This window comes from Escherichia sp. Marseille-Q3837, assembly GCF_916618735.1.
Taxonomy (GTDB): Bacteria; Pseudomonadota; Gammaproteobacteria; order Enterobacterales; family Enterobacteriaceae; genus Escherichia; species Escherichia ruysiae.
The window spans coordinates 1,792,826-1,819,571 of record NZ_CAKAKC010000001.1; the positions used below are offsets into that span (position 1 = coordinate 1,792,826).

Here is a 26,746-nt window from a genome sequence, read left to right on the forward strand (position 1 = left end):
TACCTAATTAATTAACGCCGCGATTTCTGGCGGGATTTGTTGCGGATTAATGATTTTAATTTGTTTGTGGCGGCCAAGTTCGCCTTTTTCTATCACCACCTGGCTTTTGGCTACCCGGAATTGCTTACCGAGAAATTTCACCAGATGGCTGTTGGCCTGGCCGTCAACCGGCGGCGCGGTAATGGCGACTTTTACCTCGTCGCCATGTAAACCGACAATAGAATCACGGCTGGCTTTTGGCTGAATATAAAGCCGCAAAACCAGACCGTCATCGTTAACTGTTACGGCACTCATAACGCCATCCACAGCCCCGGCAGCAGCATGTTTCCTGTCGCCTGTAATACTTCTGCGACACCCATATTGATGACATACAGCAGCAGAACGAGGATCATCGGCGAGAAATCAATCCCACCCATTGCCGGCAGCAGGCGGCGAATTGGACGCAGCAGCGGATCGGCAAGCTGAATCAGCACGTATTCAATCGGGCTACGACCCTGGCTTACCCAGCTCATAATCGCCATCACCAGCAGTACCCAGAAAATCAGCAGGCCGATGGTTTTCAGCAGAATTAATAAACCGGCAATCCAGATGATTGGCAGGAAGGTCACCACTTTAAACAGCACAATGGCTTTGATGAAACTGAGAATATAGGCAACCAGCAGCGAGGCGCTGTCAATGGGTCCCATTGCCGGAATAACGCGGCGCAGTGGCCCGATAATTGGCTGTGTCACTTTCACCACAAACTGTGAGAAAGGGTTATAAAAATCACAATGAGCCCACTGCATCCAGATGCGTAATAACAGCACCATGGTATACAGCTCAATGACCGTTGAAAGCAGGAAAGTCAACGTATTCATGGCGTTCCTTTAATTCCTTATTTTTTAGAGTAATCACGCGCACCAAAGATGGCTGTGCCGATGCGAACCATTGTGCTACCTGCCGCAATGGCGGCTTCCATATCGTCCGACATCCCCAGAGAGAGCGTATCGACATGCGGGTAGCGCGTTTTCAGTCCGGCAAATGCTACAGCCATTTGGCGTGCAACTTCAAACTGCCTTACATATTCTGACTCAGGCGCCGGGATAGCCATCAGCCCGCGCAGGCGTAGACGCGGTAGTTCAGCAACCGCAGCCGCCAGTTCGTCCAGTTCTACCAGTTGAATCCCGGACTTACTGTTTTCATCACTAATATTAATTTGAATCAGTACGTTAAGAGGGGGGAGTTCTGCCGGTCGCTGGTCGTTCAGGCGGGTAGCGATACGCAAACGGTCGATGGTATGACACCAGTCGAAATGCTCTGCCACCAGGCGACTTTTGTTGGACTGTAGCGGACCAATAAAATGCCATTCTAATCCTGTTACGCCCAGCTCCTGAAAGTGGCGAATTTTATCTACCCCTTCCTGAACGTAGTTTTCACCAAATTGACGCTGCCCGGCGTCGATGGCTTCTGCGATGGCGCTCGCAGGTTTTGTTTTACTGACTGCAAGCAGCGTAATTTCTTCTGGAGAACGGCCGCAACGCGTTGCAGCCGCTGAGATTTTGTCCCGGACCTGTGCCAGGTTATGCGCAATATCGTTCATTTTCCGAGGATCTTAGTATGAATATGGAAGAAATTGTGGCCCTTAGTGTAAAGCATAACGTCTCGGATCTACACCTGTGCAGCGCCTGGCCCGCACGATGGCGCATTCGCGGCAGAATGGAAGCTGCACCGTTTAACGCACCGGACGTGGAAGAGCTACTGCGGGAGTGGCTGGATGACGAGCAGAGGGCGATATTACTTGAAAATGGTCAGCTTGATTTTGCCGTATCGCTGGCGGAAAACCAGCGGTTGCGCGGCAGTGCGTTCGCGCAACGGCAAGGTATTTCTCTGGCATTACGGTTGTTACCTTCGCACCGTCCACAGTTCGAACAGCTTGGTGCGCCACCGGTATTGCCGGAATTACTCAAGAGCGAGAATGGCCTGATTCTGGTGACGGGAGCGACGGGGAGTGGCAAATCTACCACGCTGGCGGCGATGGTTGGCTATCTCAATCAACATGTCGATGCGCATATTCTGACGCTGGAAGATCCTGTTGAATATCTCTATGCCAGCCAGCGATGTTTGATCCAGCAGCGAGAAATCGGTTTGCACTGTATGACGTTCGCATCGGGATTGCGTGCTGCATTGCGGGAAGATCCCGATGTGATATTGCTCGGAGAGCTGCGTGACAGCGAGACAATACGTCTGGCGCTGACGGCGGCAGAAACCGGGCATCTGGTGCTGGCGACCTTACATACGCGCGGTGCGGCGCAGGCCGTTGAGCGGCTGGTGGATTCATTTCCGGCGCAGGAAAAAGATCCCGTGCGTAATCAACTGGCGGGGAGTTTACGGGCGGTGTTGTCACAAAAGCTGGAAGTGGATAAGCAGGAAGGGCGCGTGGCGCTGTTTGAATTATTGATTAACACGCCAGCGGTGGGGAATTTGATTCGCGAAGGGAAAACCCACCAGTTACCACACGTTATTCAAACCGGGCAACAAGTGGGGATGTTAACTTTTCAGCAGAGTTATCAGCAGCGGGTGGGGGAAGGGCGTTTGTGAGGCGAAATTGGTTGATTAGCTTCGTAAATATGCCTGATTCGCTACGCTTATCAGGCATACAAACGCAGCATCCGGCAATGAACGTCTGATGCGACGCTAACGCGTCTTATCAGACCTACAGCCGTTGCCACATGTAGGCTGGATAAGGCGTTTACGCCGCATCCGGCAAGATGACGGTAATGACAATTCGCCAGGCTTATAAATCGCCTTAATAACCCTGCTCGAAATAACTTTCGAGAATGATAACCGCAGAGGCAGAGTCGACTTTACCTTTGTTGAGTGCCCGGTAACCACCTTGTTCAAAAAGCCCGGAACGCGCTTCTACGGTGCTAAGACGCTCGTCATGTAGCTTTACTTCAATACCGAAACGACCATGAATACGGTTGGCGAATTTACGCGCCCTGGCAGTCAATGGTTGCTCGGTGCCGTCCATATTCAGCGGCAAACCGACGATGATTTCGTCCGGCTGCCATTCTTTCAGTAAACGTTCGATGATGTTCCAGTCCGGCGTACCGTCCTGTGCTTTAATTGCAGGCAAAGGGCGAGCGGTGCCGGTAATGCGTTGGCCGACCGCTACGCCAATGCTTTTGGTGCCGAAGTCGAAGGCGAGTAAGGTTCCACTCATCAGGCGTGTCCTGCCACACCAGGCATGGTGAGAATATCCACACCAATCAGTCTTGCCGCATCGCGCCAGCGGTCGGCAATCGGCGTTTTGAACAGAATATTCAGATCTGCTGGGGCGGTTAGCCAGGCGTTGTCGAGAATCTCTTGTTCCAGCTGGCCTTTATCCCAGGAGGCGTAACCCAACGCCACCAATACGTCAGACGGTTGTTTATCGGTGCCGAGCGTTTCAAGTACATCGCGGGAGGTGGTCATCACCGTGTTGTCTGAAATGCGAATACTGGAAGCAAAATTTGATGGTGGAGTATGCAAAATAAACCCGCGATCTTCAGCTAGCGGGCCACCGAGCATAACCGGTTTGTCCAGACGGATTGATTCATCACGCGGCTCCGGCGTGATCTTCAGCTTTTCCAGAATCCCTTCAATTTTGAGATTTTCCAGTGGCTTATTAATGATAATCCCCATTGCGCCATTGGTATTATGTTCGCAAATGTAGACCACGGAACGACGGAAAATCGGATCCTGGAGAGCAGGCATGGCAATAAGAAAGTGATGCTGTAAATTCATTGTCAGAGGTTCTGTTTCCTGGTTCAAAAAAGCAACAGCGCCCAGTATGCGTGGAAAGAAGGGCGCTGTCACTCAGAGTCTCAACGAGATCCCTCTCGTTAAACTGGGTTATTGCTGCTGTAAACGTGCTTCTATGGCATCCATTAACATTCCGGTGATCGAGACCGGAAACTCTGCTTCAATCTCACGAATACAGGTTGGGCTGGTGACGTTAATTTCAGTCAGACGGTCGCCGATAATATCCAGGCCAACAAAAATCAGTCCTTTTTCTTTCAGCGTCGGCCCAACCTGGCGGGCGATTTTCCAGTCACTTTCAGTTAGCGGACGAGGTTCGCCACGACCACCGGCAGCCAGATTGCCACGGGTTTCGCCACCCTGCGGAATACGTGCCAGACAGTACGGCACCGGCTCGCCATCGACGACCAGCACGCGCTTGTCGCCATCTTTAATGGCAGGCAGATAATTCTGCGCCATGCAGTAGCGCGTGCCGTGTTCAGTCAGGGTTTCGGCTATTACGCCGAGGTTCGGATCGCCTTCTTTCACCCGGAAAATAGACGCACCGCCCATACCGTCCAGCGGCTTAAGGATAATGTCGGTGTGTTTTTCCCAGAACGCCTTCAACTGTGCTTTATTGCGCGTGACCAGCGTTTCTGGTGTTAAGTCAGAGAACCAGGCGGTAAACAGTTTTTCGTTACAGTCGCGCAGGCTCTGCGGCTTGTTAACGATCAGCGTACCTTTCTCTTCGGCACGTTCCAGAATGTAAGTGGCGTAGATAAACTCGGTATCAAAGGGCGGATCTTTACGCATCAGGATCACGTCGAGATCGGCCAGTGGCAGATCTTGCTCCCCCGTAAACTCGTACCATTTATCGTAGTTTTGTTCAACGCTCAGAGTACGCGTATGAGCACGGGCTTCACCGTTAATCAAATAGAGATCGGCCATCTCCATATAGTGAAGTTCGTAACCACGACGTTGTGCTTCCAGCAACATAGCGAAGCTGGAATCTTTCTTGATGTTGATGTTTGCGATGGGATCCATCACGATGCCGAGCTTGATCATTATTCTTCTCCGTTAGCCCAAATCGCCAAATCGTACTTGTAGCGCGGTAATGGCGGTGAGCGCAGTTGTCTCTGTACGCAAAACGCGAGGTCCCAACAGGATATCAGTAAATTGATAGCGGGCAGTCATGGCAATTTCATCTGCCGATAAACCGCCTTCCGGGCCAATCAGCAGGCGGACGCGTTCAACCGGTAACGGCAACGTATTGATGCTGTTACTGGCGCGCGGGTGAAGATTCAGTTTCAGCCCTTCATCCTGCTCTGCACACCAGGCTTCCAGATCCATCGCTGGACGGATTTCCGGCACCCGGTTACGACCACACTGCTCACAGGCAGCAATTGCAATCTTCTGCCACTGCTGGAGCTTCTTGTTCAGACGTTCGCTATCCAGTTTAACGCCGCAGCGTTCAGAAAAAAGTGGCGTAATGAGGCTTACTCCAAGTTCGATCGATTTCTGGATAGTAAATTCCATTTTTTCACCGCGCGACATCACCTGACCGAGATGAATATGCAACGGGGATTCACGATCGTCGAGCTGACCTTCCAGCACTTTTACTTCGACACTTTTTTTGCTGGCGCTGGTAATTTCTGCGTCAAAGACCTGGTTGCTGCCGTCAAACAATTGCAACGCCTGTCCAGGTCCCATACGCAGCACACGTCCGATATGGTTGGCGGCATCTTCGCAAAGCGCGATGTGAGAGTTGCTGATAAGTGGTTCTGGATGATAAATGCGGGGGATACGCATGGTTAAAAATCCGCGTCGTCTCCCCACGCGGTTGTCCGCGTGGGGTAGGGGTTAACAAAAAGAATCCCGCTAGTGTAGGTTAGCTCTTTCGCGCCTGGCAAGCGCGTTGCACATACGGGTTATGATTGCCTTGCATCTTCGCAATACGTTCGTCGCGCTCGCACTCCCAGTCGGTCACCGGATACATCTTGTTCCAGGCGTTAAAAAGCTGCGTTTGTTGGCGTGAGAGAGTCAGGTTGTACTGGTCACGCATGTAGAAATAAGTTCGTGCAATGATGCCTCGCGTATGAGCGGGTGGTTCAGCCACTTTTTCTTTGAAATCCACCTTCATGGCACACTGCCCGTACTGCCCTTCGCCGCCGTTCCACTGACTATACATAAAATTGCCGCGATCGCCGTTCACTTCGCCTATTGCGGGCTGAAGGTTATGCATATCGCTTTCCATTTTGCGATAAACCGGATCTTTGGCGCAGTTTTTACGTCCGCCGTCTTGCCAGCACTGACGCTGGTGACCGAACTGCCAGGCAGGAACCACATGTTCCCACTCTACGCGGCTGGCGCGGTTTTCATTTTTGCGCACCTGGTATCCGCACGACTCCAGATCCACGATGCCTTTTTTACCCTGCCAGTTGATTTTACATCCGCAGTAAAATGTTCCCGGCACATCAGCGTAGACTTTTACCGCTGCTGTTTTCGCCTGGGAAAAACTATTGATGCCTTCGGCCAATGCAGGGCCGGAAAATGCTGCGCTCAGTACCACCGCAGCCACAGACAAATTACGGTACATCACTTACTCCGTGTTAAAACGAGCGAGCAACGTAGCGAAAGTTGTTTTGGTATGCAATCAGCCAGATCAGTAAAATTCCTGATAGTTCTACTGGTTATTGGGCAACCAGTTGTTCACCGCAGTGAACGCAGCGATAGACGGCCTCTCCACGCACCACGCGGTTATGGCGGCGCACGGTAAGCTGATGCTCCTGGCATTTACAGCGGTAAGGGAAGGTGTTGCGGCGCACGGATTGTAGCTCAAACTGATGCGTGCGGCGGGCGGGAACGTCCAGCACGCTTTCCATCATCCACTTCCATTCTTTGCCGTGCGGCGCCACACGACCGAAGTGTTTCCAGACCAACAGATGCGCCAGTTCGTGCGGCACCACTTCTTCTATAAAAGCCTCGCTGTTTTCCATCAGCAGCACCGGATTGAGGCGAATTTCATAGCTGTCCAGCCATGCTGTTCCGGCGGATGTACCACGCTGGGTGTACGAAATTTTTGGCTCCGGGTAATTACGCCCCAGCTTCAGGTTGGCCTGGGCGAGTTTTTCCCGCAGGCGACGCATAACGGCCTGTTGGATGGCGATAGGGAGACGGGAAGTTTTCATAGCGGCTGAGGATAAAGCGAAGAAAAGATGACTGCAAGAGGCGGCTTCCTCCGCGACGGGAGGAAGCCTGAGGAGATTAATCGTGAGCGCCGATTTCGCGCAGTTTACGACCTTTCATCAGATTACGTTCAATATGTTCCAGCGAAACGTGTTTGGTTTCCGGCACCAGCCACAGCGTCAGCAGGATAAACAGCACGTTCAGAGCCGCATACACCCAGAAGGTGTTGGCGTTGCCCAGCGTGTTGAGCATGGTCAGGAACGTTGCGCCGACGATCATGTTGGCAATCCAGTTGGTGGCGGTGGAGCAGGTGATGCCAAAATCGCGGCCTTTCAGCGGCTGAATTTCGGAGCACAGTACCCAAATCAGCGGACCGGCGCTCATCGCAAAACCGACAATAAACATCAGCAACATGGCGATAGCGAAATACTGCGCCGACGGTGAGTGAATACCGATATGCATCATTGTGCCGAGTACGCCCATGCCCGCAGCCATGACGAGGAAACCCAGCGTCAGCGTTGGTTTACGTCCCCAGCGGTCAACAAGGCCGATAGCGATAAAGGTGGCGAGTACGTTGGTCAGGCCGACAATCACTGTCCCCCACATTTGCTCTGTGGTGTTGGTATAACCCGCCAGTTCGAAGATTTTCGGCGCGTAATACATGATGACGTTCATGCCGGTGAACTGCTGCATCACCTGCAACAGTACGCCAAGGAACACCGCGCGGCGGAAGTTACTGTTCTCTTTAAACAGCGCCCAGCCACTCTGTTTAACCTGCAAACTTTCACGGATTTCATCCAGTTCGCGTTTCGCTTCCGCGCTGGTATCGCGCAGGCGCAGCAGCACGCGTTCGGCATCAACAAAGCGACGTTTGGCGGCAAACCAACGTGGGCTGTCTGGCAGGAAGAAGACACCAATCAGCAGCAGAATTGCCGGGATGATAATCACACCCAACATCCAGCGCCATGCGCCGGTGTAGCTGAAGGCGGTATCAGAAAGATAAGCACCGAGGATGCCGATGGTAATCATCAGCTGATACATCGAAATCATACTGCCGCGAATTTTTTCCGGTGCAATTTCAGAGAGGTAAAGCGGCGCGGTATAAGAGGCAACACCCACCGCCAGCCCCAGCAGAACGCGGGAAAGAATCAGCACTTCAACGTTCGGCGCAGCCGCAGAAAACAGCGAACCGGCAACAAACAGGATTGCGCCGATCATCAGGCTCTTTTTGCGCCCGAGTTTAAAAGAGAGCCAGCCACTGCCTACCGCACCGACTGCCGCACCAAACATCATGGAGCTTACGACCCATTCTTGCGTGTGCGAGGTTATCTGGAATTCATCTGCAATAAACGGCAATGCGCCAGCAATTACACCGATATCCAGGCCAAAGAGTAATCCCGCCAGAGCGGCAAGGAAGCAGACAAAAAACGTCATTGCCTTGTTTGACCGCCCCTGTTTTTTAGCGTCAGGCATGATGCCCTCCAATATGTTATTTTTTATTGTGAATTAAGATAGGTGAGTACGACGTAAAAAGATGTGAGGCAAATCACATCGGTGTAATCGCTTACACTAACATTTATCTTAGTTATGATTTAAGTGCATGAAAATAATTGAGTTATATCATCATAGATTAAACGCTGTTATCTGCAATTAAGACTTTACTGAAAAGAAATGTAACAGCTGTGAAAACTGAATAATATGGTGAAAATAGTATAAATATTTTGTTGGTGTGGTGGGTGTAATCGGTTTCAGTAGTGGTGATAATTTGCGGGTAAACGTGTTCAGCAACGGAATGTTGCTATCGTGTAGGCGGCTTTTTGCCGGATGCGGCGTGAACGGCTTATCCAGTCTACATGTAGCGATGGTTGCAGGCCTGATAAGCGTAGCGCATCAGGCATTTCTCTAGAAAAGAAAAGGCCAGCGCGAGGCTGGCCTTTGAAAGCAGGGATAAAAGATTATTTCAGACCGGCTGCATCGCGCAGCAGTTGCGCTTTGTCGGTTTTTTCCCATGGGAAATGTTCGCGACCAAAGTGACCGTATGCTGCGGTTTCTTTGTAGATCGGGTGCAGCAGATCCAGCATCTGAATCAGACCGTATGGACGCAGGTCGAAGAACTCACGTACCAGCAGGGTCAGCTGTTCAGAAGGTACTTTCTCAGTACCGAAAGTTTCGACCATGATGGAGGTCGGTTCTGCCACGCCGATCGCGTAGGAAACCTGAATTTCACAACGGTCGGCCAGACCTGCAGCAACGATGTTTTTCGCTACATAACGTGCCGCGTAGGCTGCGGAGCGGTCCACTTTTGATGGATCTTTACCAGAGAACGCACCGCCACCGTGGCGAGCCATGCCGCCGTAGGTATCAACGATGATTTTACGACCAGTCAGACCGCAGTCACCCATCGGGCCGCCGATAACAAAACGTCCGGTCGGGTTGATGAAGAATTTGGTTGCGGAAGTCAGCCATTCAGCGGGCAGAATCGGCTTGATGATCTCTTCCATCACCGCTTCTTGCAGGGATTTCTGGTCGATCTCTTCAGAATGCTGGGTGGAAAGCACTACAGCATCGATGCCGACGATTTTGCCGTCGTCATACTGGAAAGTCACCTGGCTTTTCGCGTCCGGGCGCAGCCACGGCAGAGTGCCGTTTTTACGCACTTCAGCCTGACGCTGTACCAAACGGTGTGCATAGGTGATTGGTGCTGGCATCAGCACGTCGGTTTCATTGGTCGCGTAGCCAAACATCAGACCCTGGTCACCCGCGCCCTGTTCCAGCGGATCGGCACGGTCAACGCCCTGGTTGATGTCAGGAGATTGTTTGCCGATGGCGCTCAGAACCGCACAGGAGTTAGCGTCAAAGCCCATGTCGGAATGCACATAGCCAATTTCGCGAACGGTGTTACGGGTGATCTCTTCGATGTCTACCCAGGCGCTGGTGGTGATTTCACCGCCAACTAAGACCATGCCGGTTTTTACGTAGGTTTCGCAAGCAACGCGTGCTTTCGGATCCTGTTCGAGGATCGCGTCTAAAACAGCATCAGAGATTTGGTCAGCAATTTTGTCAGGATGCCCTTCAGAGACGGACTCGGACGTAAAAAGGTGTTTTGCCATATTTAATATCACCAAAAGAGAATTTAGTTAGCTCAAACTGTTGTGTGGATTTTCTGTGGTAGCGGATCCTACCACGACTCTGCAGATTAAAAACACTGGCAGTCTGAGTGTTAATCAGTATGGATGGATTAACATCTGGACGGCTATTTTAGGTCACTTCTTCACCCAATTTCCACTTTTTTTTGAATCGTGTCTCATTCTGCTAAAAACGTAGCTGGAAATTTTTCCTGACAATGCTGGCATTCTGCGTATTTATCTTTTGCAATTTTCTGCCATTGTGGGGTATAAAACGCGGCGCGCGGCTTAAATAAAAAGCACACGACGTTTCTTTCGTGTTGCCACTTCCAGCCGGGTTGAAATCAGTGTTTTAGCTTGTTGGTTCGTCTTCGCAGGCGGCCGTGGAGGTGATACGAAATAATGAATCGTTGTCTGCTGCTTAATCTGTCGCACCGTTCTGGTGTAGATTCGTTCCCCGCATTCTGCATCTCTGCATTGCATACCTGCCGATGTTATACCCATCTCGGCGCTTCTCAGGATTCAAGAGCTGGCAACAGTTACTGAAGACTGAACAAGGGCGCTCTTGTAAAAAAACAAGAGTTTTCTCGTGGTTTCGCCGAACTGTCACACTTACGTTCGGTTATGTGTTTAATAATGTTATGAAAAAGAAACCGGTTGCGCAGTCGGAGCGTCAGCATACGCTGCTGGAAAATCCGTGTGCTTATGGGTTGTTATCGCAGTTTCAGGCTGCGATAGTGGTTAACTGTTTTACACTTAATAAAATAATTTGAGGTTCGCTATGTCTGACGACATGTCTATGAGTTTGCCTTCGTCAGCGGGCGAACACGGTGTACTACGCTCCATGCAGGAGGTTGCAATGAGCTCCCAGGAAGCCAGCAAGATGCTGCGTACTTACAATATTGCCTGGTGGGGCAATAACTACTATGACGTTAACGAGCTGGGTCACATCAGCGTGTGCCCGGACCCGGACGTCCCGGAAGCTCGCGTCGATCTCGCGCAGTTGGTGAAAACCCGCGAAGCGCAAGGGCAGCGCCTGCCAGCACTGTTCTGCTTCCCGCAGATCCTCCAGCACCGTTTGCGTTCCATTAATGCTGCGTTTAAACGTGCGCGGGAATCCTACGGTTATAACGGTGACTACTTCCTCGTTTATCCGATTAAAGTTAACCAGCATCGTCGCGTGATTGAATCCCTGATTCATTCAGGTGAACCGTTGGGACTGGAAGCAGGTTCAAAAGCCGAGTTGATGGCGGTGCTGGCTCATGCAGGCATGACCCGTAGCGTTATCGTCTGTAACGGTTATAAAGACCGCGAATATATCCGCCTGGCGCTGATTGGCGAGAAAATGGGCCATAAGGTCTATCTGGTTATTGAGAAAATGTCAGAAATCGCCATTGTGCTGGATGAAGCTGAACGCCTGAACGTTGTTCCGCGTCTGGGTGTGCGCGCGCGTCTGGCCTCACAAGGTTCTGGCAAATGGCAGTCTTCCGGCGGGGAAAAATCGAAGTTCGGTCTGGCGGCAACCCAGGTACTGCAACTGGTTGAAACGCTGCGTGAAGCCGGACGTCTCGACAGCCTGCAACTGCTGCACTTCCACCTCGGTTCGCAGATGGCGAATATTCGCGATATCGCTACCGGCGTTCGGGAATCTGCACGCTTCTATGTTGAGCTACACAAGCTCGGCGTCAATATTCAGTGCTTTGACGTCGGCGGCGGCCTGGGCGTGGATTATGAAGGCACTCGTTCACAGTCCGATTGTTCGGTGAACTATGGCCTCAATGAATACGCCAACAACATCATCTGGGCGATTGGCGATGCCTGTGAAGAAAATGGCCTGCCGCATCCGACGGTAATCACCGAATCGGGTCGTGCGGTGACTGCGCACCATACCGTGCTGGTGTCTAATATCATCGGCGTGGAACGTAACGAATACACGGTGCCGACCGCGCCCGCAGAAGATGCGCCGCGCGCACTGCAAAGCATGTGGGAAACCTGGCAGGAGATGCACGAACCGGGAACTCGCCGTTCTCTGCGTGAATGGTTACACGACAGCCAGATGGATCTGCACGATATTCATATCGGCTACTCTTCCGGCACCTTTAGCCTGCAAGAACGCGCATGGGCTGAGCAGCTTTATTTGAGCATGTGCCATGAAGTGCAGAAGCAACTGGATCCGCAAAACCGTGCTCATCGTCCGATTATCGATGAATTGCAGGAACGTATGGCGGACAAAATGTACGTCAACTTCTCGCTGTTCCAGTCAATGCCGGACGCATGGGGGATCGACCAGTTGTTCCCGGTTCTGCCACTGGAAGGGCTGGATCAAGTGCCGGAACGCCGTGCCGTATTGCTGGATATCACCTGTGACTCTGACGGTGCTATCGACCACTATATCGATGGTGACGGTATTGCCACGACAATGCCTATGCCGGAGTACGATCCAGAAAATCCGCCGATGCTCGGTTTCTTTATGGTCGGTGCCTATCAGGAGATCCTCGGCAACATGCACAACCTGTTTGGTGATACCGAAGCGGTAGATGTGTTTGTCTTCCCTGACGGTAGCGTAGAAGTGGAGCTGTCTGATGAAGGCGATACCGTTGCGGACATGTTGCAATATGTACAGCTCGATCCGAAAACGCTGTTAACCCAGTTCCGTGATCAAGTGAAGAAAACCGATCTGGATGCTGAGCTGCAACAACAGTTCCTGGAAGAGTTCGAGGCAGGGTTGTACGGATATACCTATCTTGAAGATGAATAATTAAGATTATTCCGCTGGCGGGTCGATTTATTTACGTAAATCGGCCCGCTTTCTTTTTATATATTCTTAAAAATAATTTGGCTGCTTTTCTTATTAAATAATCACCCTACAATCACTGCATTAATTAAATGCAGAGGGAACGGTTATGAAAAAATGGAAAGTACGTAGCGCGTTGGTGGCATTAATCGTGTTGTTGGCTGGTTGCTCAAGTAATGCGCAGTATAATAGCAGTGCATCGGGCAATGTCGGCACCGCCTGGGGTGGGGATGTGCATTCAACGGTTCAGGGCGTATCTGCTGAACGCGCCTGGCGCGATCCGGCAGAGATGATCGTTATTAATTATTCGACAAATACTCCTTCCGGCTACGACCGTGTTTATAGCATTCGTATTAACGAACTGGAATATGCTATTCGTGATGCGAATTTTAATTCTCTACCTATTACGCGAGTTTATGATTCATCAAATAATGAACCGCGATATATTGTTCATGCCAGAGTGGGGATGAATTATCAATTATATGTCCGTAACTACAGCCGAAACACCAATTACGAGATCGTTGCTACGGTTGATGGCCTGGATGTTCTGAATGGTAAACAAGGTTCGTTGAATAACAATGGCTATATTGTGAATGCCGGTGATTCGTTAGCGATTAAAGGATTCCGCAAAGATAAACATACCGAAGCGGCTTTTCAGTTCGTCAATGTTGCAGATTCCTACGCCGCCAATTCGGCGCAAGGCGATGTGCGTAATACCGGGGTGATCGGCTTTGCCGCCTTTGAATTGCAAGGCTCGGAGAAAAACGCGCTGCCGCCGTGCTCTGGACAAGCCTTTCCGGCAGACAACACTGGCTATGCGCCGCCACCGTGTCGTAAATAGCAACCTCGCTTGATGCCTCGCCCATTTAAGGCGATAATTAGCGCAAACTTGTGTTTCGCAAATCCAACCCTTCCTCGTCGGGCCTAACGACGCGGAAGGGTTTTTTTATATCGACTTTGTAAGAGGAGTCCATCCATGAGCACCTTAGGGCATCAATACGATAACTCACTGGTTTCCAACGCCTTTGGTTTTTTACGCCTGCCGATGAACTTCCAGCCGTATGACAGCGATGCTGACTGGGTCATTACCGGCGTACCGTTCGATATGGCCACTTCTGGTCGTGCGGGTGGTCGTCACGGTCCGGCGGCTATCCGTCAGGTATCAACTAACCTGGCCTGGGAACACAACCGTTTCCCGTGGAATTTCGACATGCGCGAGCGCCTGAACGTCGTGGACTGCGGCGATCTGGTATATGCCTTCGGCGATGCTCGTGAGATGAGCGAGAAATTGCAGGCGCACGCCGAGAAACTGCTGGCTGCCGGTAAGCGTATGCTCTCCTTCGGTGGTGACCACTTTGTTACGCTGCCGCTGCTGCGCGCCCATGCAAAGCATTTCGGCAAAATGGCGCTGGTACACTTTGACGCCCACACCGATACCTATGCGAACGGTTGTGAATTTGACCACGGCACCATGTTCTATACCGCGCCGAAAGAAGGGCTGATCGACCCGAATCATTCCGTACAGATTGGTATTCGTACCGAGTTTGATAAAGACAACGGCTTTACCGTGCTGGACGCCTGCCAGGTGAACGATCGCAGCGTGGATGATGTTATCGCCCAGGTGAAACAGATTGTGGGTGATATGCCGGTTTATCTGACTTTTGATATCGACTGTCTTGATCCGGCATTCGCGCCAGGAACCGGTACGCCAGTGATTGGCGGCCTGACCTCCGATCGCGCCATTAAACTGGTACGCGGCCTGAAAGATCTCAACATTGTTGGGATGGACGTTGTGGAAGTGGCTCCGGCATACGATCAGTCGGAAATCACCGCTCTGGCAGCAGCGACGCTGGCGCTGGAGATGCTGTATATTCAGGCGGCGAAAAAGGGCGAGTAAGCGCCGGATAGGATGCGCACGGGGTAACAAATGTGCCATTAATGTCGGATGCGGCGTGAACGCCTTATCTGACCTACGTTCGGCACCCGTAGGCCGGATAAGATGCGTCAGCATCGCATCCGGCAATGCGCACGGGGTGACAAATGTGCCATTCGTGTCAGATGCGGCGTGAACGCCTTATCTGACCTACGTTCGGTACTACCGGACCTTACTTAATCCCATCCGCGCTCATACGATCGCGAATATGCTGGGCGCGTTCGGCGGATGCCGGATGGTCGTCAAACATTGAGCTTTGGCGACCTTCTTCCAGTTTCGCCAGTTTTTCAAAGCTGGTGGCGAGACCTGCCGGGCTGATGCCGCGTTGGCGCAACAAATCGTAGGAATAATCATCCGCTTCCGCTTCCTGGCGTTGAGAGAATTGCGAATTGACTAGCTTTTCGCCCAGGTCACCAAGTTGTGATTGCGATAAACTGCCGACAATCCCGCCCGCAGAGGCCGCAGCTACTCGCACGGCGTTTGTACCAAGTGCCACCTGCATCCCTTTCTTCACATGGCCTAACGCCACGTGCCCCATTTCGTGACCGATCACCGCTTCGACTTCGTTATCCGTCATCATATCCATCAGCCCGCTATAGACGCGGATACAGCCGTTGGCCATTGCAAAGGCGTTTACATCTTTCGCCATATACACTTTGTAATTCACCGGCTGACCGTTGATATTGTTGCCTAGCGCGTTGGCTATGGTGGTCAGACGCTTAGCATATTCACTATTGGCTGGCGCAATCGTCGCCTTGCTGTCCATCTCCTGACATGCCTGATCGCTCAGGGCTTTCACCTGGGCGTCACTCAAACTGTAAGCCTGAAAAGCTTCCGCTCCTGATGAGAGCAGTCCACTGGAGTCCATATTCTGGCAACCGGTCAGTACCGTTGCCACGCTCATTGCTACCAATAAGGCGCGAATTTTCATGTTTTCTCTTCCGCACAAGGTCAGGATTATTCTAAAAATGCGCCGTTTGCAGGTGAACCGACGCTCAGTCTCAGTATAAGGAAAAGCGCAGCGGACGGGCGAGCAGATTGCGCAACATGCGAGCATGATCCAGAGATTTCTGAAGCGGCAAAAGGATGTTCCATGTACATGACGCGCGGCTTGCGGTAAATTGTTGGCAAATTTTCCGGCGTAGCCCAAAACGCGCTGTCGTCAAGTCGTTAAGGGCGTGCCCTTCATCATCCGATCTGGAGTCAAAATGTCCTCACGTAAAGAGCTTGCCAATGCTATTCGTGCGCTGAGCATGGACGCAGTACAGAAAGCCAAATCCGGTCACCCGGGCGCCCCGATGGGTATGGCTGACATTGCCGAAGTCCTGTGGCGTGATTTCCTGAAACACAACCCGCAGAATCCGTCCTGGGCTGACCGTGACCGCTTTGTGCTGTCCAACGGCCACGGCTCCATGCTGATTTACAGCCTGCTGCACCTCACTGGTTACGATCTGCCGATGGAAGAACTGAAAAACTTCCGTCAGCTGCACTCCAAAACTCCGGGCCACCCGGAAGTGGGCTACACCGCAGGTGTAGAAACCACCACTGGTCCGCTGGGGCAGGGTATTGCGAACGCAGTCGGTATGGCGATTGCAGAAAAAACGCTGGCGGCGCAGTTTAACCGTCCGGGTCACGACATTGTCGACCACTACACCTACGCCTTCATGGGCGATGGCTGCATGATGGAAGGCATTTCCCACGAAGTTTGCTCTCTGGCGGGCACGCTGAAGCTGGGCAAACTGATTGCGTTCTACGATGACAACGGGATTTCTATCGATGGTCACGTTGAAGGTTGGTTCACCGACGATACCGCAATGCGTTTCGAAGCCTACGGCTGGCACGTTATTCGTGATATCGACGGTCATGACGCGGCATCTATCAAACGCGCAGTAGAAGAAGCGCGTGCAGTGACTGACAAACCGTCCCTGCTGATGTGCAAAACCATCATCGGTTTCGGTTCGCCGAACAAAGCCGGTACGCACGACTCCCACGGTGCGCCGCTGGGTGACGCTGAAATTGCCCTGACCCGCGAGCAACTGGGCTGGAAATATGCACCGTTCGAAATCCCGTCTGAAATCTATGCTCAGTGGGATGCGAAAGAAGCAGGCCAGGCGAAAGAATCCGCATGGAACGAGAAATTCGCTGCTTATGCGAAAGCTTATCCGCAGGAAGCCGCTGAATTTACCCGTCGTATGAAAGGCGAAATGCCGTCTGACTTCGACGCGAAAGCGAAAGAGTTTATCGCGAAGTTGCAGGCTAATCCGGCGAAAATCGCCAGCCGTAAAGCGTCTCAGAATGCCATCGAAGCGTTCGGTCCGCTGTTGCCGGAATTCCTCGGCGGCTCCGCTGACCTGGCTCCGTCTAACCTGACCTTGTGGTCTGGTTCTAAAGCAATCAACGAAGATGCTGCCGGTAACTACATCCACTACGGTGTTCGCGAGTTCGGTATGACCGCGATTGCTAACGGTATCTCCCTGCATGGCGGCTTCCTGCCGTACACCTCCACCTTCCTGATGTTCGTAGAATACGCACGTAATGCGGTACGTATGGCTGCGCTGATGAAACAGCGTCAGGTGATGGTTTACACCCACGACTCCATCGGTCTGGGCGAAGATGGCCCAACTCACCAGCCGGTTGAGCAGGTTGCTTCTCTGCGCGTGACCCCGAACATGTCTACATGGCGTCCGTGTGACCAGGTTGAATCCGCTGTAGCGTGGAAATACGGCGTTGAGCGTCAGGACGGCCCGACCGCACTGATCCTCTCCCGTCAGAACCTGGCGCAGCAGGAACGTACTGAAGAGCAGCTGGCAAACATCGCGCGCGGTGGTTATGTGCTGAAAGACTGTGCCGGTCAGCCGGAACTGATCTTTATTGCTACCGGTTCTGAAGTTGAGCTGGCTGTTGCCGCTTACGAAAAACTGACTGCCGAAGGCGTGAAAGCGCGCGTGGTTTCCATGCCGTCTACCGACGCATTCGACAAGCAGGACGCTGCTTACCGTGAATCCGTACTGCCGAAAGCGGTTACTGCACGCGTTGCAGTAGAAGCGGGTATTGCTGACTACTGGTACAAGTATGTTGGTCTGAACGGTGCTATCGTCGGCATGACCACCTTCGGTGAATCTGCACCGGCAGAGCAACTGTTTGAAGAGTTCGGCTTCACCGTTGAAAACGTGGTAGCGAAAGCAAAAGAACTGCTGTAATCGGTAAGATGCTTTGTGAGAAGGGTCGCGAAAGCAGCCCTTCATATTGTTGGCAAAGTGCGTGTTGTTCCTACCGGATGCGGCGTGAACGCCTTATTCGGCCTACAAAATCATGCAAATTCAATAAATTGCAGGGACTGTGTAGGCCTGATAAGCGTAGCGCATCAGGCAGTTTAGCCTTTGCCATCAGTCTCAAGAGCCGCAAACGCGGCTCTTTTTACTTGGTCGAGATAAACGGAACGGTACTGCCGGGGTTCATGGTATCGGGTAATTTGCCATCCCAACGCTCAGCAGTGGTAAGGGCACAAGACTGGGATTGTCCCGCAGAGCTTCACCCCGCAGGCGAATAGTTTCGGCTTCAGCCGCACCTCTTACGCAATAGTCTCCGCTTTCATTCGATCTTCAATCGACTTCTCATAAGCGTCAGAAATTGAGCAAAGCAAGGAATATGCCCCCCTGATGTGAGGATAACAGTCAATCTCGAACAATTAAGAATCTATAAAGAAGGGGCTGTAAGATTTAATTTTATCTGTTTCCGGACTTTCAAGCTATAAATGGTGAACATGATCACAAACACAACAATCATAAATTTGTCTTATTTGCAATCCAACTCACAAACAGAAAGTTGACTTTATAATTGTTAATCGCAACTTATTGTTATTTATGGTTTGTTTATTTTTCCTCTTCTGGTGGTTCGCCTTTTTAGCCCAATTGCTTTCAATTTTTTGCGCGCGTATTTTATTTTCACCGACAGTCGGTACTCTAAAAATAGGGATAATTTATGCGGCTTATTGATTATTTTCCAGAATCATCAATCTCAGTGATACATGCAGCTAAAGAATGGCAGGAGGCTATTGATTTTTCGATGGCATCATTATTAACAAAAAATTATATCAACGAGAATTACATTCAGGCTATTAAAGATTCCACCATTAACAACGGATCTTATTATATTCTCGCAGCAGGCGTAGCAATGCCTCATGCGCGACCAGAATGTGGGGCGCTCAAAACCGGAATGTCTTTGACGTTACTTAAACAAGGTGTTTATTTTCCTGGGAATGACGAACCGATTAAATTACTCATCGGGCTTTCTGCTGCCGATGCCGATTCGCACATTGGCGCTATTCAGGCGTTAAGTGAACTACTGTGCGAAGAAGAAATACTTGAACAACTCTTAACAGCATCATCAGAAAAACAATTAGCGGACATTATCAGCCGCGAATAATAACTCTCTCCTCTACAGGATAATATTATGGAAAACAAGTCTGCTCGTGCAAAGGTTCAGGCTTTTGGGGGCTTTTTGACCGCTATGGTCATTCCCAATATCGGTGCTTTTATTGCCTGGGGTTTTATTACTGCATTATTTATTCCTACCGGCTGGCTGCCTAACGAACATTTCGCCAAAATTGTCGGCCCAATGATTACCTATTTATTACCGGTGATGATTGGTTCTACCGGTGGTCACCTGGTCGGCGGTAAACGCGGTGCGGTGATGGGGGGAATAGGGACGATTGGCGTAATTGTGGGTGCTGAAATCCCCATGTTCCTGGGTTCGATGATTATGGGACCGCTTGGCGGCCTGATGATTAAATATATCGATAAGGCACTGGAAAAACGCATCCCCGCTGGTTTTGAGATGGTTATCAATAACTTCTCATTAGGTATCGCCGGGATGGCTCTCTGCCTGCTAGGTTTTGAAGTTATCGGTCCAGCGGTGTTAATTGCCAATACTTTCGTCAAAGAGTGTATTGAGGCGCTGGTACATGCGGGATATCTGCCTCTGCTGTCTGTTATCAATGAACCTGCGAAAGTGCTTTTCCTCAATAACGCGATAGATCAGGGCGTCTATTACCCGTTGGGGATGCAACAGGCTTCGGTTAACGGCAAATCCATCTTCTTTATGGTGGCGTCGAATCCGGGGCCTGGCTTAGGACTGCTGCTGGCGTTTACCTTGTTTGGTAAAGGGATGAGTAAACGTTCTGCGCCTGGTGCGATGATTATTCACTTCCTCGGTGGCATCCACGAACTGTATTTCCCGTATGTGCTGATGAAGCCGCTGACCATTATCGCCATGATTGCGGGCGGTATGTCTGGAACCTGGATGTTTAATTTGCTGGACGGTGGTCTGGTGGCAGGCCCAAGTCCGGGGTCTATCTTTGCCTACCTGGCACTGACGCCGAAAGGTTCGTTCCTGGCGACAATCGCCGGTGTTACGCTCGGTACTCTGGTGTCCTTTGCCATCACTTCCCTGATACTGAAGATGGAAAAAATGGTGGAAACGGAGAGCGAAGATGAGTTTGCTCAGTCAGCCAATGCGGTTAAAGCGATGAAACAAGAAGGTGCATTCTCGTTATGCCGGGTTAAGCGTATTGCCTTTGTTTGCGATGCGGGGATGGGCTCCAGCGCGATGGGCGCAACCACCTTCCGTAAGCGCCTGGAAAAAGCGGGGCTGGCAATAGAAGTAAAACATTACGCGATAGAAAACGTGCCTGCGGATGCCGATATTGTGGTCACACACGCCAGTCTGGAAGGGCGCGTGAAACGTGTGACGGACAAACCACTGATATTGATTAATAACTACATTGGTGATCCAAAACTCGACACCTTATTTAATCAATTAACCGCCGAACATAAACACTGATTACAGAGATAAAAATGAAAACCAAAGTTGCTGCTATTTATGGCAAGCGGGACGTCCGTCTGCGCGAATTTGAACTGCCCGAAATTACCGATAATGAACTGTTAGTGAGTGTAATTTCTGACAGCGTCTGTTTATCGACCTGGAAAGCGGCGTTACTCGGTAGTGAACATAAACGCGTACCCGACGATTTAGAAAATCATCCGGTCATTACCGGGCATGAATGTGCCGGGGTTATTGTCGAAGTGGGTAAAAATCTCACTGGCAAATATAAAAAAGGCCAGCGTTTTGTATTGCAACCGGCAATGGGATTACCCAGTGGATATTCAGCCGGATACAGCTACGAATATTTCGGCGGTAATGCCACCTATATGATTATTCCCGAAATCGCCATTAACCTGGGCTGTGTATTACCTTATCACGGTTCTTATTTTGCTGCGGCGTCGCTCGCGGAGCCGATGTGTTGCATAATTGGCGCTTATCATGCCAATTATCACACCACGCAATATGTTTATGAGCACCGCATGGGCGTCAAACCTGGCGGCAATATTGCGCTGCTGGCCTGTGCTGGCCCGATGGGAATTGGCGCTATCGATTACGCCATTAACGGCGTCATACAACCGTCGCGGGTAGTGGTGGTCGATATCGACGAAAAACGCCTGGCACAGGTGCAGAAGTTGCTGCCGGTAGAACTGGCGGCCAGTAAAGGCATTGAGCTGGTGTATGTGAATACCAAAGGGATGAGCGATCCAGTCCAGACGCTGCGGACGCTGACAGGAGATGCCGGGTTCGATGACGTGTTTGTCTATGCAGCGGTGCCTTCGGTCGTTGAGATGGCTGATGAGTTGCTGGCAGAAGACGGCTGCCTGAACTTCTTTGCCGGCCCGACGGATAAAAACTTCAAAGTGCCGTTTAACTTCTACAACGTCCATTACAACAGCACGCACGTCGTCGGTACATCTGGCGGTTCAACGGACGACATGAAAGAGGCGATTGCCCTTAGCGCCACGGGGCAGTTGCAACCGTCGTTTATGGTGACCCATATTGGTGGGCTGGATGCGGTGCCAGAAACCGTGCTCAATCTGCCGGATATCCCCGGCGGTAAAAAACTCATTTATAACGGCGTCACCATGCCGCTCACTGCCATTGCCGATTTTGCCGAAAAAGGCAAAACCGATCCGCTGTTTAAAGAGCTGGCGCGGCTGGTTGAGGAAACGCACGGCATCTGGAATGAACAGGCCGAGAAATATCTGCTGGCGCAATTTGGCGTTGATATCGGGGAGGCCGCGCAATGATGTCCCTGGCGTGGCCATTATTTCGCGTTACGGAACAGGCAGCGTTGGCTGCCTGGCCGCAAACCGGATGTGGCGATAAAAATAAAATTGATGGCCTGGCGGTCACTGCGATGCGCCAGGCATTAAACGACGTCGCTTTTCGTGGGCGAGTGGTTATCGGCGAGGGGGAAATTGACCATGCGCCGATGCTGTGGATTGGCGAAGAGGTGGGCAAAGGCGATGGGCCAGAAGTCGATATCGCGGTTGACCCGATTGAAGGCACGCGGATGGTGGCGATGGGGCAGAGCAATGCGCTGGCGGTCATGGCCTTCGCCCCACGAGACAGCTTGCTTCACGCGCCCGATATGTATATGAAAAAACTGGTCGTTAATCGACTGGCTGCCGGGGCAATCGATCTGTCTTTGCCCCTTACAGAAAACTTGCGCAATGTGGCGAAAGCGTTAGGTAAACCACTGGATCGGTTACGTATGGTTACGCTTGATAAACCGCGCCTGAGTGCCGCGATTGAGGAAGCGACGCAGCTTGGCGTGAAGGTTTTTGCTCTGCCGGATGGCGATGTCGCCGCCAGTGTACTGACCTGCTGGCAGGATAATCCTTACGACGTGATGTACACCATCGGCGGCGCGCCGGAAGGCGTTATCTCTGCCTGTGCTGTTAAAGCGTTAGGCGGGGATATGCAGGCGGAATTAATCGATTTTTGCCAGGCCAAAGGTGACTACACAGAAAATCGGCAAATTGCAGAGCAGGAGCGCAAGCGTTGTAAGGAAATGGGGGTTGACGTTAACCGTGTGTACTCACTCGACGAACTGGTGAGGGGGAAAGATATCCTCTTTAGCGCCACAGGCGTCACGGGCGGAGAGCTGGTGAACGGTATACAACAGACGGCGAATGGAGTGCGGACGCAGACATTACTGATCGGCGGCGCGGACCAAACGTGTAATATAATTGATTCCCTGCATTGATGGTGATCTATCGGAAGACGAATGGCGACGCTGACAGAAGATGATGTGCTTGAGCAACTGGACGCACAGGACAATTTATATTCATTTATGAAAACTGCGCATTCTATTTTGCTCCAGGGAATACGCCAGTTTCTGCCGTCGCTATTTGTCGATAACGATGAAGAGATCGTCGAATATGCAGTGAAACCGTTACTCGCCCAAAGCGGCCCGCTTGACGATATTGATGTTGCGCTGCGTTTGATTTATGCGCTGGGGAAAATGGATAAATGGCTGTACGCCGATATCACGCATTTTTCCCAGTTCTGGCATTACCTGAACGAACAGGATGAAACGCCCGGATTTACCGATGACATGACCTGGGATTTTATCAGCAACGTCAATAGCATAACCCGCAATGCGACGCTCTATGACGCGTTGAAAGCGATGAAGTTCGCCGATTTCGCCGTCTGGTCAGAGGTGCGTTTTAGCGGGATGGTCAAAACGGCGCTGACGCTGGCAGTAACGACCACCTTAAAGGAATTAACGCCGTGAAAATTGAATTAACGGTGAATGGGCTGAAGGTACAGGCGCAGTACCATGATGATGAGATAAAAAATGTACATAAACCGTTGCTGCGCATGTTGGCGGCCTTACAGACGGTAAATCCACAGCGGCGTGCGGTGGTATTTCTTTGCGCTCCGCCGGGGACGGGTAAATCTACCCTAACCACCTTCTGGGAATATCTCGCGCAACAAGACCCGGAACTACCCGCTATTCAGACGCTCCCGATGGATGGTTTTCACCATTACAACATCTGGCTGGATGAGCATCAGCTTCGCTCTTATAAAGGCGCACCGCAGACGTTCGACGTGGCGAAACTGGCGGAAAATCTGCGCCGGGCAGTGGAAGGGGATTGTACGTGGCCGCAGTACGATCGACAAAAGCATGATCCCATAGAAGATGCATTACACGTTACTGCACCGATCATTATCGTAGAAGGAAATTGGCTGTTATTGGATGACGAGAAATGGCGCATACTTGCGCAATTTTGTGATTTCTCGATCTTTATCAACGCGCCCGCAGCTGCGTTACGGGAACGGCTGGTGGGGCGCAAGCTGGCGGGAGGGTTATCGCTGGCAGACGCTGAAGCCTTTTATGAACGTACCGACGGCCCAAATGTTCGCCGGGTGCTTGAACAGAGTCTGCCCGCAAATTTGACCTTAATGATGACGGCTAGCGGCGAATATCGTCTGGCAGATTGACCTCTTTCACAGTGCCGTCTTCCAGACGGATAACACGGGAAAAATGACGCCGGGTAAATGCGGCGTCATGACTGATTGCCACGACACTCGCGCCTCGTTGGCGGCATTTTTCCAGCCAGCACTCAAACACGCTCAGCCAGTTTTCGTCAAAATCCCGACTGGGTTCATCCAGCAACAACAGTGACGGGGCGAGAGCTTCCAGACTGGCGACGGCGACCATCCGTCGCTGTGCGCTATGCAGGTCTAACGGATGCGCGCTGGCAACGTCTGCTAACTGACAACATTGCAGGGCGTATTCGGTGCGTTTTGCGATGTCTGCGGGTGAGAATTTTTGTAATTTCAGACCAAAGGCGACCTCTTCGGCGACGGTGCTATGAAACAACTGGTTTTCCGCTTCCTGAAACAGTACGCCAATTTTTGCCGCGCGCTGGCGGTTCTTAAGCGTATGTAATGCCTGTTGTTGCAATATTACTGTACCGGAAGATGGGGGAAGAAGACCCGCCATGATGCGTAACAGTGTCGATTTTCCCGCGCCGTTGTCGCCGGTCAGCGCCAGCCATTCACCTTGTTTAAGTTGCAGCGAAATGTCGCAAAGACAATCTGTTGCCGCGCCAGGCCAGCGATAAGTCACCTGATTTAACGTTAACATAATGGCTGGAGTACTCCGTCATGTAACCACCAGGAATGCTGGCAATAGTTCAGAAAAGGTGTGGGATGACGTTCAAACAGAATAACCAGCGAACCGCATTTCATCGCCCAGTGCTGCAAACGCTGCAACAGAATTTCGCTGGCTTGTGATGTCAGGCGGCTAAAGGCTTCATCAAGAATTAATAGTTTTGGTTGCATAGCGATGGCACAGGCGATAACCACGCGTTGGGTTTCTCCACCGGAGAGTGTTGCCGGATGGCGATGACGCAACGGCTGGCACTCGGTCAGGGTCAGGGCAGCGTCAATGCGCGCCATAACCTTTGCTTCATCAAGACACAGATTTTCTGGCCCAAAGGCAACCTCTTCTTCCACGCTAAAGGTACAGCCGGAAAGCTGCAAATAGGGAGATTGCTGGACGAGTTGAATGGTAGCGGCTTGTTCGCTTAGCGAGAGTTGCCCAATGGGCGTATTGAGGAGCATTCCCGTGCCAGCGATGTCACCCGGCAGGAAGTCCGGATACCAACCCGCCATCAGTTGCGCCAGCGTGCTTTTGCCGCTGCCGTTGTCTCCAAAGATGGCGACCATCCCCGGGTTGTCATAGTGAAAGTCATAACAGAATGGAGAGTGCGTTGAGTGCGTCGGGCAATAGCGAAACTGTTCTAACGTAACCATAGCCACACTCCCGGTTCTGCCAGCATCAGCAATATCATGGTGTAACGAGCCACTTTTTGTAATTTACTGTCAGGTGGTGCCCATAGCGTAGTGCGCCGGTTATGTAAGCGAAATGCCCGCATATCCAGCGCCGCACCACGGATCGCCAGATCGTTAAGCGCATTATGGGTTAATGGTATGATTAACGCCGGCATCGCACATAAGCGTTGATACCAGCTTTCATCCAGCGGCACGCCACGCGCACGCTGTGCTTCATGAATAATCGCTAATTGCCGTTTTAACTGCTCAACGACCAGCAGCGATCCGGCAAACAGATAAGCGACGCCCGGCGGCAGGCGAGAAGCAAACAAAGCGCGGATAAATCGTTGCACGGGGACGTACTGCATCCACAACTGCGAAGTGGAAACAATCGCCAGAATGCGCAGCCAGAGCGTAATAGCAAATGCCCAACGTTCTGGATTGCGCGGTGTTCCGCTTATCCATTCTGTCAGCCAGCCACCGTGCACCAGCCACAGGCCGCCCCCCAGCGAAAACATCAGCCAGGCGACATATTTTGCTCGCCACCGCGTGGCCTTTAACGCAATAAGGCAGAGAAAGGTCGCCGCGCTATAGACTGGCAAAATGGTCTGCGCGGGCAGGATTAGCGTGGTGCAGGCTGCCAGCGCCCACAGCGTTAATGAGGTAAACGGATGCATTTAGCGCACGGCAGCCATTGCCGGAAAATGACGCGTGGTGCGAATCGGCAGCTGGCGCAGTAAAAGCCAGACAATCACCGCTGTAAGAATTTTATCGACCAGGTTTGCGCCTATCACCGTAATCGCCACCGACTCCACCAGGTTTTGCCCCATAGAGTGCATCCAGGCAACGAACAAATCAGCTCCGCTACCGGTGACACCGCCGAACAGCGCAGTACGCAGCGGTACAGCAACGACTGTGACCGCAAGCGTAATAATCACGCCGCTGACAACGACTTTCGGCAGGGTGCGAAACCAACCCGCTCGCGCCAGCCAACCGGCGACCAGGCCGATGACCATCGCGACGGGCGCAAATGCGGCGGCGATCGGGTCGGTCAGCAATCCCCAGAGTAAATTGGTCAGTAAGCCGGTCAGCATCCCGATCACCGGACCAAGCAGTGCCGCGCTAATAAGTGTGCCGATGGAGTCGAGAAATATAGGTAATTTGACCATGCTGGCCAGTTGCCCGCCGATCATATTGATAGCGATAGAGATAACGATCAGCACCAGGGCCTGGCTGGAAAAGCGGCGACGCGCCATAAGAAAACCTCTCTGAAAA

At 51.7% G+C, this 26,746-nt stretch carries 29 protein-coding genes and 2 pseudogenes; 14 read left to right on the forward strand and 17 right to left on the reverse strand.

Features of this window, described 5'->3' with window-relative positions; all coding sequences use genetic code 11:
* Positions 1-3: 3 nt before the first annotated feature.
* The 3 genes from yggU to yggS are packed head-to-tail and all read right to left on the reverse strand — an operon-like array spanning position 4 to position 1,579.
* The gene (gene yggU, locus LG381_RS08375) at positions 4-294 is read right to left on the reverse strand and encodes a DUF167 family protein YggU (RefSeq protein ID WP_001277222.1); all 291 of its coding nucleotides are present in this window, start codon (positions 292-294) and stop codon (positions 4-6) included.
* Positions 291-857, reverse strand: a complete 567-nt coding sequence (gene yggT / locus LG381_RS08380; protein ID WP_001094831.1) for an osmotic shock tolerance protein YggT — start codon at positions 855-857, stop codon at positions 291-293. Before yggT ends, yggU begins: the two co-directional genes overlap by 4 nt.
* 17 nt (positions 858-874) lie before the next feature.
* Complete coding sequence (yggS, locus tag LG381_RS08385; RefSeq protein WP_225762266.1) at positions 875-1,579, reverse strand: pyridoxal phosphate homeostasis protein; 705 nt, start codon at positions 1,577-1,579, stop codon at positions 875-877.
* Between the two features lie 17 nt (positions 1,580-1,596).
* Here yggS and LG381_RS08390 point away from each other — a divergent pair, with 17 nt between their 5' ends.
* A complete protein-coding gene (locus LG381_RS08390) occupies positions 1,597-2,577 on the forward strand; it encodes a type IV pilus twitching motility protein PilT (RefSeq protein WP_225762267.1) in 981 nt (326 codons plus the stop codon).
* A 208-nt stretch (positions 2,578-2,785) separates the two neighbouring features.
* Here LG381_RS08390 and ruvX read toward each other — a convergent pair whose 3' ends face one another.
* The 8 genes from ruvX to metK all read right to left on the reverse strand — a co-directional run bounded on the left by ruvX (position 2,786) and on the right by metK (position 10,055).
* The gene (gene ruvX / locus LG381_RS08395) at positions 2,786-3,202 is read right to left on the reverse strand and encodes a Holliday junction resolvase RuvX (protein ID WP_000017102.1); all 417 of its coding nucleotides are present in this window, start codon (positions 3,200-3,202) and stop codon (positions 2,786-2,788) included.
* Positions 3,202-3,765, reverse strand: a complete 564-nt coding sequence (locus LG381_RS08400) for a YqgE/AlgH family protein (RefSeq protein ID WP_010347742.1) — start codon at positions 3,763-3,765, stop codon at positions 3,202-3,204. The genes ruvX and LG381_RS08400 overlap by 1 nt, the downstream gene beginning before the upstream one ends.
* Before the next feature lie 108 nt (positions 3,766-3,873).
* Complete coding sequence (gene gshB, locus LG381_RS08405) at positions 3,874-4,824, reverse strand: glutathione synthase (RefSeq protein ID WP_000593254.1); 951 nt, start codon at positions 4,822-4,824, stop codon at positions 3,874-3,876.
* A 12-nt stretch (positions 4,825-4,836) separates the two neighbouring features.
* Positions 4,837-5,568, reverse strand: a complete 732-nt coding sequence (gene rsmE / locus LG381_RS08410; RefSeq protein ID WP_010350368.1) for a 16S rRNA (uracil(1498)-N(3))-methyltransferase — start codon at positions 5,566-5,568, stop codon at positions 4,837-4,839.
* Between the two features lie 79 nt (positions 5,569-5,647).
* Positions 5,648-6,355 carry a deoxyribonuclease I gene (gene endA, locus LG381_RS08415; protein WP_000286195.1) on the reverse strand — a complete coding sequence of 236 codons (708 nt, stop codon included), beginning with the start codon at positions 6,353-6,355 and terminating at the stop codon, positions 5,648-5,650.
* 94 nt (positions 6,356-6,449) lie between these two features.
* Positions 6,450-6,947, reverse strand: coding sequence for a SprT family zinc-dependent metalloprotease (locus LG381_RS08420; RefSeq protein ID WP_225762268.1), 498 nt, complete (start codon positions 6,945-6,947; stop codon positions 6,450-6,452).
* Between the two features lie 76 nt (positions 6,948-7,023).
* Positions 7,024-8,418, reverse strand: coding sequence for a galactose/proton symporter (gene galP / locus LG381_RS08425; RefSeq protein WP_001112301.1), 1,395 nt, complete (start codon positions 8,416-8,418; stop codon positions 7,024-7,026).
* Positions 8,419-8,900: 482 nt separating this feature from the next.
* The gene (metK, locus tag LG381_RS08430; protein WP_001062128.1) at positions 8,901-10,055 is read right to left on the reverse strand and encodes a methionine adenosyltransferase; all 1,155 of its coding nucleotides are present in this window, start codon (positions 10,053-10,055) and stop codon (positions 8,901-8,903) included.
* A 55-nt stretch (positions 10,056-10,110) separates the two neighbouring features.
* Between metK and LG381_RS22330 the strand changes: the two are divergent.
* From LG381_RS22330 to speB, 6 genes and pseudogenes are all read left to right on the forward strand, one after another.
* Positions 10,111-10,362, forward strand: a pseudogene (locus tag LG381_RS22330) (hypothetical protein).
* A 110-nt stretch (positions 10,363-10,472) separates the two neighbouring features.
* Positions 10,473-10,616 carry a hypothetical protein gene (locus LG381_RS22335; RefSeq protein ID WP_272941840.1) on the forward strand — a complete coding sequence of 48 codons (144 nt, stop codon included), beginning with the start codon at positions 10,473-10,475 and terminating at the stop codon, positions 10,614-10,616.
* Between the two features lie 95 nt (positions 10,617-10,711).
* The gene (gene yqgB / locus LG381_RS08440) at positions 10,712-10,843 is read left to right on the forward strand and encodes an acid stress response protein YqgB (RefSeq protein ID WP_001338822.1); all 132 of its coding nucleotides are present in this window, start codon (positions 10,712-10,714) and stop codon (positions 10,841-10,843) included.
* Positions 10,844-10,851: 8 nt separating this feature from the next.
* A complete protein-coding gene (gene speA / locus LG381_RS08445; protein ID WP_010347927.1) occupies positions 10,852-12,828 on the forward strand; it encodes a biosynthetic arginine decarboxylase in 1,977 nt (658 codons plus the stop codon).
* Positions 12,829-12,973: 145 nt separating this feature from the next.
* Positions 12,974-13,705 (forward strand): hypothetical protein, encoded by a 732-nt coding sequence (locus LG381_RS08450; protein ID WP_225762269.1) that lies wholly within the window; start codon positions 12,974-12,976, stop codon positions 13,703-13,705.
* A gap of 135 nt (positions 13,706-13,840) precedes the next feature.
* Positions 13,841-14,761, forward strand: a complete 921-nt coding sequence (speB, locus tag LG381_RS08455; RefSeq protein ID WP_000105566.1) for an agmatinase — start codon at positions 13,841-13,843, stop codon at positions 14,759-14,761.
* 208 nt (positions 14,762-14,969) lie between these two features.
* On the opposite strand, the gene loiP is transcribed toward speB, so the two are convergent.
* Complete coding sequence (loiP, locus tag LG381_RS08460; RefSeq protein ID WP_010347931.1) at positions 14,970-15,728, reverse strand: metalloprotease LoiP; 759 nt, start codon at positions 15,726-15,728, stop codon at positions 14,970-14,972.
* Between the two features lie 277 nt (positions 15,729-16,005).
* On the opposite strand from loiP, the gene tkt reads away from it, so the two are divergent.
* Entirely contained in the window at positions 16,006-17,997 is a 1,992-nt protein-coding gene (gene tkt / locus LG381_RS08465; RefSeq protein ID WP_000098618.1) for a transketolase, read from the forward strand.
* A gap of 217 nt (positions 17,998-18,214) precedes the next feature.
* Here the strand turns inward: tkt and LG381_RS08470 are convergent.
* A pseudogene (locus LG381_RS08470) lies at positions 18,215-18,389 on the reverse strand (prohibitin family protein); the annotation flags it as partial.
* Positions 18,390-18,778: 389 nt separating this feature from the next.
* Between LG381_RS08470 and cmtB the strand changes: the two are divergent.
* Genes cmtB through LG381_RS08500 form a run of 6 tightly spaced genes read left to right on the forward strand, consistent with a single transcriptional unit; the run spans position 18,779 to position 24,133 of the window.
* Positions 18,779-19,222 (forward strand): PTS mannitol transporter subunit IIA, encoded by a 444-nt coding sequence (gene cmtB / locus LG381_RS08475; protein ID WP_225762270.1) that lies wholly within the window; start codon positions 18,779-18,781, stop codon positions 19,220-19,222.
* Between the two features lie 27 nt (positions 19,223-19,249).
* A complete protein-coding gene (gene cmtA / locus LG381_RS08480; protein WP_225762271.1) occupies positions 19,250-20,638 on the forward strand; it encodes a PTS mannitol transporter subunit IICB in 1,389 nt (462 codons plus the stop codon).
* A 14-nt stretch (positions 20,639-20,652) separates the two neighbouring features.
* Entirely contained in the window at positions 20,653-21,930 is a 1,278-nt protein-coding gene (locus LG381_RS08485) for a zinc-binding dehydrogenase (protein ID WP_225762272.1), read from the forward strand.
* A complete protein-coding gene (gene glpX, locus LG381_RS08490; RefSeq protein WP_222687817.1) occupies positions 21,927-22,892 on the forward strand; it encodes a class II fructose-bisphosphatase in 966 nt (321 codons plus the stop codon). The genes LG381_RS08485 and glpX overlap by 4 nt, the downstream gene beginning before the upstream one ends.
* Before the next feature lie 21 nt (positions 22,893-22,913).
* A complete protein-coding gene (fumE, locus tag LG381_RS08495; RefSeq protein ID WP_225762273.1) occupies positions 22,914-23,423 on the forward strand; it encodes an MltR family transcriptional regulator in 510 nt (169 codons plus the stop codon).
* Entirely contained in the window at positions 23,420-24,133 is a 714-nt protein-coding gene (locus tag LG381_RS08500) for a nucleoside/nucleotide kinase family protein (protein ID WP_225762274.1), read from the forward strand. The genes fumE and LG381_RS08500 overlap by 4 nt, the downstream gene beginning before the upstream one ends.
* On the opposite strand, the gene LG381_RS08505 is transcribed toward LG381_RS08500, so the two are convergent.
* The 4 genes from LG381_RS08505 to LG381_RS08520 are packed head-to-tail and all read right to left on the reverse strand — an operon-like array spanning position 24,105 to position 26,727.
* Complete coding sequence (locus LG381_RS08505) at positions 24,105-24,782, reverse strand: ABC transporter ATP-binding protein (RefSeq protein ID WP_225762275.1); 678 nt, start codon at positions 24,780-24,782, stop codon at positions 24,105-24,107. The two genes, LG381_RS08500 and LG381_RS08505, sit on opposite strands and share 29 nt — an antisense overlap.
* Positions 24,776-25,453 (reverse strand): energy-coupling factor ABC transporter ATP-binding protein, encoded by a 678-nt coding sequence (locus LG381_RS08510; RefSeq protein WP_225762276.1) that lies wholly within the window; start codon positions 25,451-25,453, stop codon positions 24,776-24,778. Before LG381_RS08510 ends, LG381_RS08505 begins: the two co-directional genes overlap by 7 nt.
* A complete protein-coding gene (locus tag LG381_RS08515; protein WP_225762277.1) occupies positions 25,441-26,148 on the reverse strand; it encodes an energy-coupling factor transporter transmembrane component T in 708 nt (235 codons plus the stop codon). Before LG381_RS08515 ends, LG381_RS08510 begins: the two co-directional genes overlap by 13 nt.
* Positions 26,149-26,727: an ECF transporter S component gene (locus LG381_RS08520; RefSeq protein ID WP_225762278.1), complete on the reverse strand. Its 579-nt coding sequence runs from the start codon at positions 26,725-26,727 to the stop codon at positions 26,149-26,151.
* Between the last annotated feature and the right edge of the window lie 19 nt (positions 26,728-26,746).

Coding starts and splice junctions, on each gene's coding strand:
- LG381_RS22335 (WP_272941840.1), top strand. CDS start 10,473: ATGAATCGTTGTCTGCTGCTTAATCTGTCGCACCGTTCTGGTGTAGAT.
- speB (WP_000105566.1), top strand. CDS start 13,841: ATGAGCACCTTAGGGCATCAATACGATAACTCACTGGTTTCCAACGCC.
- LG381_RS08485 (WP_225762272.1), top strand. CDS start 20,653: ATGAAAACCAAAGTTGCTGCTATTTATGGCAAGCGGGACGTCCGTCTG.
- yggU (WP_001277222.1), bottom strand. CDS start 294: ATGAGTGCCGTAACAGTTAACGATGACGGTCTGGTTTTGCGGCTTTAT.
- fumE (WP_225762273.1), top strand. CDS start 22,914: ATGGCGACGCTGACAGAAGATGATGTGCTTGAGCAACTGGACGCACAG.
- LG381_RS08400 (WP_010347742.1), bottom strand. CDS start 3,765: ATGAATTTACAGCATCACTTTCTTATTGCCATGCCTGCTCTCCAGGAT.
- LG381_RS08510 (WP_225762276.1), bottom strand. CDS start 25,453: ATGGTTACGTTAGAACAGTTTCGCTATTGCCCGACGCACTCAACGCAC.
- ruvX (WP_000017102.1), bottom strand. CDS start 3,202: ATGAGTGGAACCTTACTCGCCTTCGACTTCGGCACCAAAAGCATTGGC.
- speA (WP_010347927.1), top strand. CDS start 10,852: ATGTCTGACGACATGTCTATGAGTTTGCCTTCGTCAGCGGGCGAACAC.
- cmtB (WP_225762270.1), top strand. CDS start 18,779: ATGCGGCTTATTGATTATTTTCCAGAATCATCAATCTCAGTGATACAT.
- LG381_RS08515 (WP_225762277.1), bottom strand. CDS start 26,148: ATGCATCCGTTTACCTCATTAACGCTGTGGGCGCTGGCAGCCTGCACC.
- gshB (WP_000593254.1), bottom strand. CDS start 4,824: ATGATCAAGCTCGGCATCGTGATGGATCCCATCGCAAACATCAACATC.
- cmtA (WP_225762271.1), top strand. CDS start 19,250: ATGGAAAACAAGTCTGCTCGTGCAAAGGTTCAGGCTTTTGGGGGCTTT.
- galP (WP_001112301.1), bottom strand. CDS start 8,418: ATGCCTGACGCTAAAAAACAGGGGCGGTCAAACAAGGCAATGACGTTT.
- yggS (WP_225762266.1), bottom strand. CDS start 1,579: ATGAACGATATTGCGCATAACCTGGCACAGGTCCGGGACAAAATCTCA.
- LG381_RS08420 (WP_225762268.1), bottom strand. CDS start 6,947: ATGAAAACTTCCCGTCTCCCTATCGCCATCCAACAGGCCGTTATGCGT.
- LG381_RS08450 (WP_225762269.1), top strand. CDS start 12,974: ATGAAAAAATGGAAAGTACGTAGCGCGTTGGTGGCATTAATCGTGTTG.
- rsmE (WP_010350368.1), bottom strand. CDS start 5,568: ATGCGTATCCCCCGCATTTATCATCCAGAACCACTTATCAGCAACTCT.
- metK (WP_001062128.1), bottom strand. CDS start 10,055: ATGGCAAAACACCTTTTTACGTCCGAGTCCGTCTCTGAAGGGCATCCT.
- glpX (WP_222687817.1), top strand. CDS start 21,927: ATGATGTCCCTGGCGTGGCCATTATTTCGCGTTACGGAACAGGCAGCG.
- LG381_RS08505 (WP_225762275.1), bottom strand. CDS start 24,782: ATGTTAACGTTAAATCAGGTGACTTATCGCTGGCCTGGCGCGGCAACA.
- yggT (WP_001094831.1), bottom strand. CDS start 857: ATGAATACGTTGACTTTCCTGCTTTCAACGGTCATTGAGCTGTATACC.
- LG381_RS08390 (WP_225762267.1), top strand. CDS start 1,597: ATGAATATGGAAGAAATTGTGGCCCTTAGTGTAAAGCATAACGTCTCG.
- loiP (WP_010347931.1), bottom strand. CDS start 15,728: ATGAAAATTCGCGCCTTATTGGTAGCAATGAGCGTGGCAACGGTACTG.
- endA (WP_000286195.1), bottom strand. CDS start 6,355: ATGTACCGTAATTTGTCTGTGGCTGCGGTGGTACTGAGCGCAGCATTT.
- yqgB (WP_001338822.1), top strand. CDS start 10,712: ATGAAAAAGAAACCGGTTGCGCAGTCGGAGCGTCAGCATACGCTGCTG.
- LG381_RS08520 (WP_225762278.1), bottom strand. CDS start 26,727: ATGGCGCGTCGCCGCTTTTCCAGCCAGGCCCTGGTGCTGATCGTTATC.
- tkt (WP_000098618.1), top strand. CDS start 16,006: ATGTCCTCACGTAAAGAGCTTGCCAATGCTATTCGTGCGCTGAGCATG.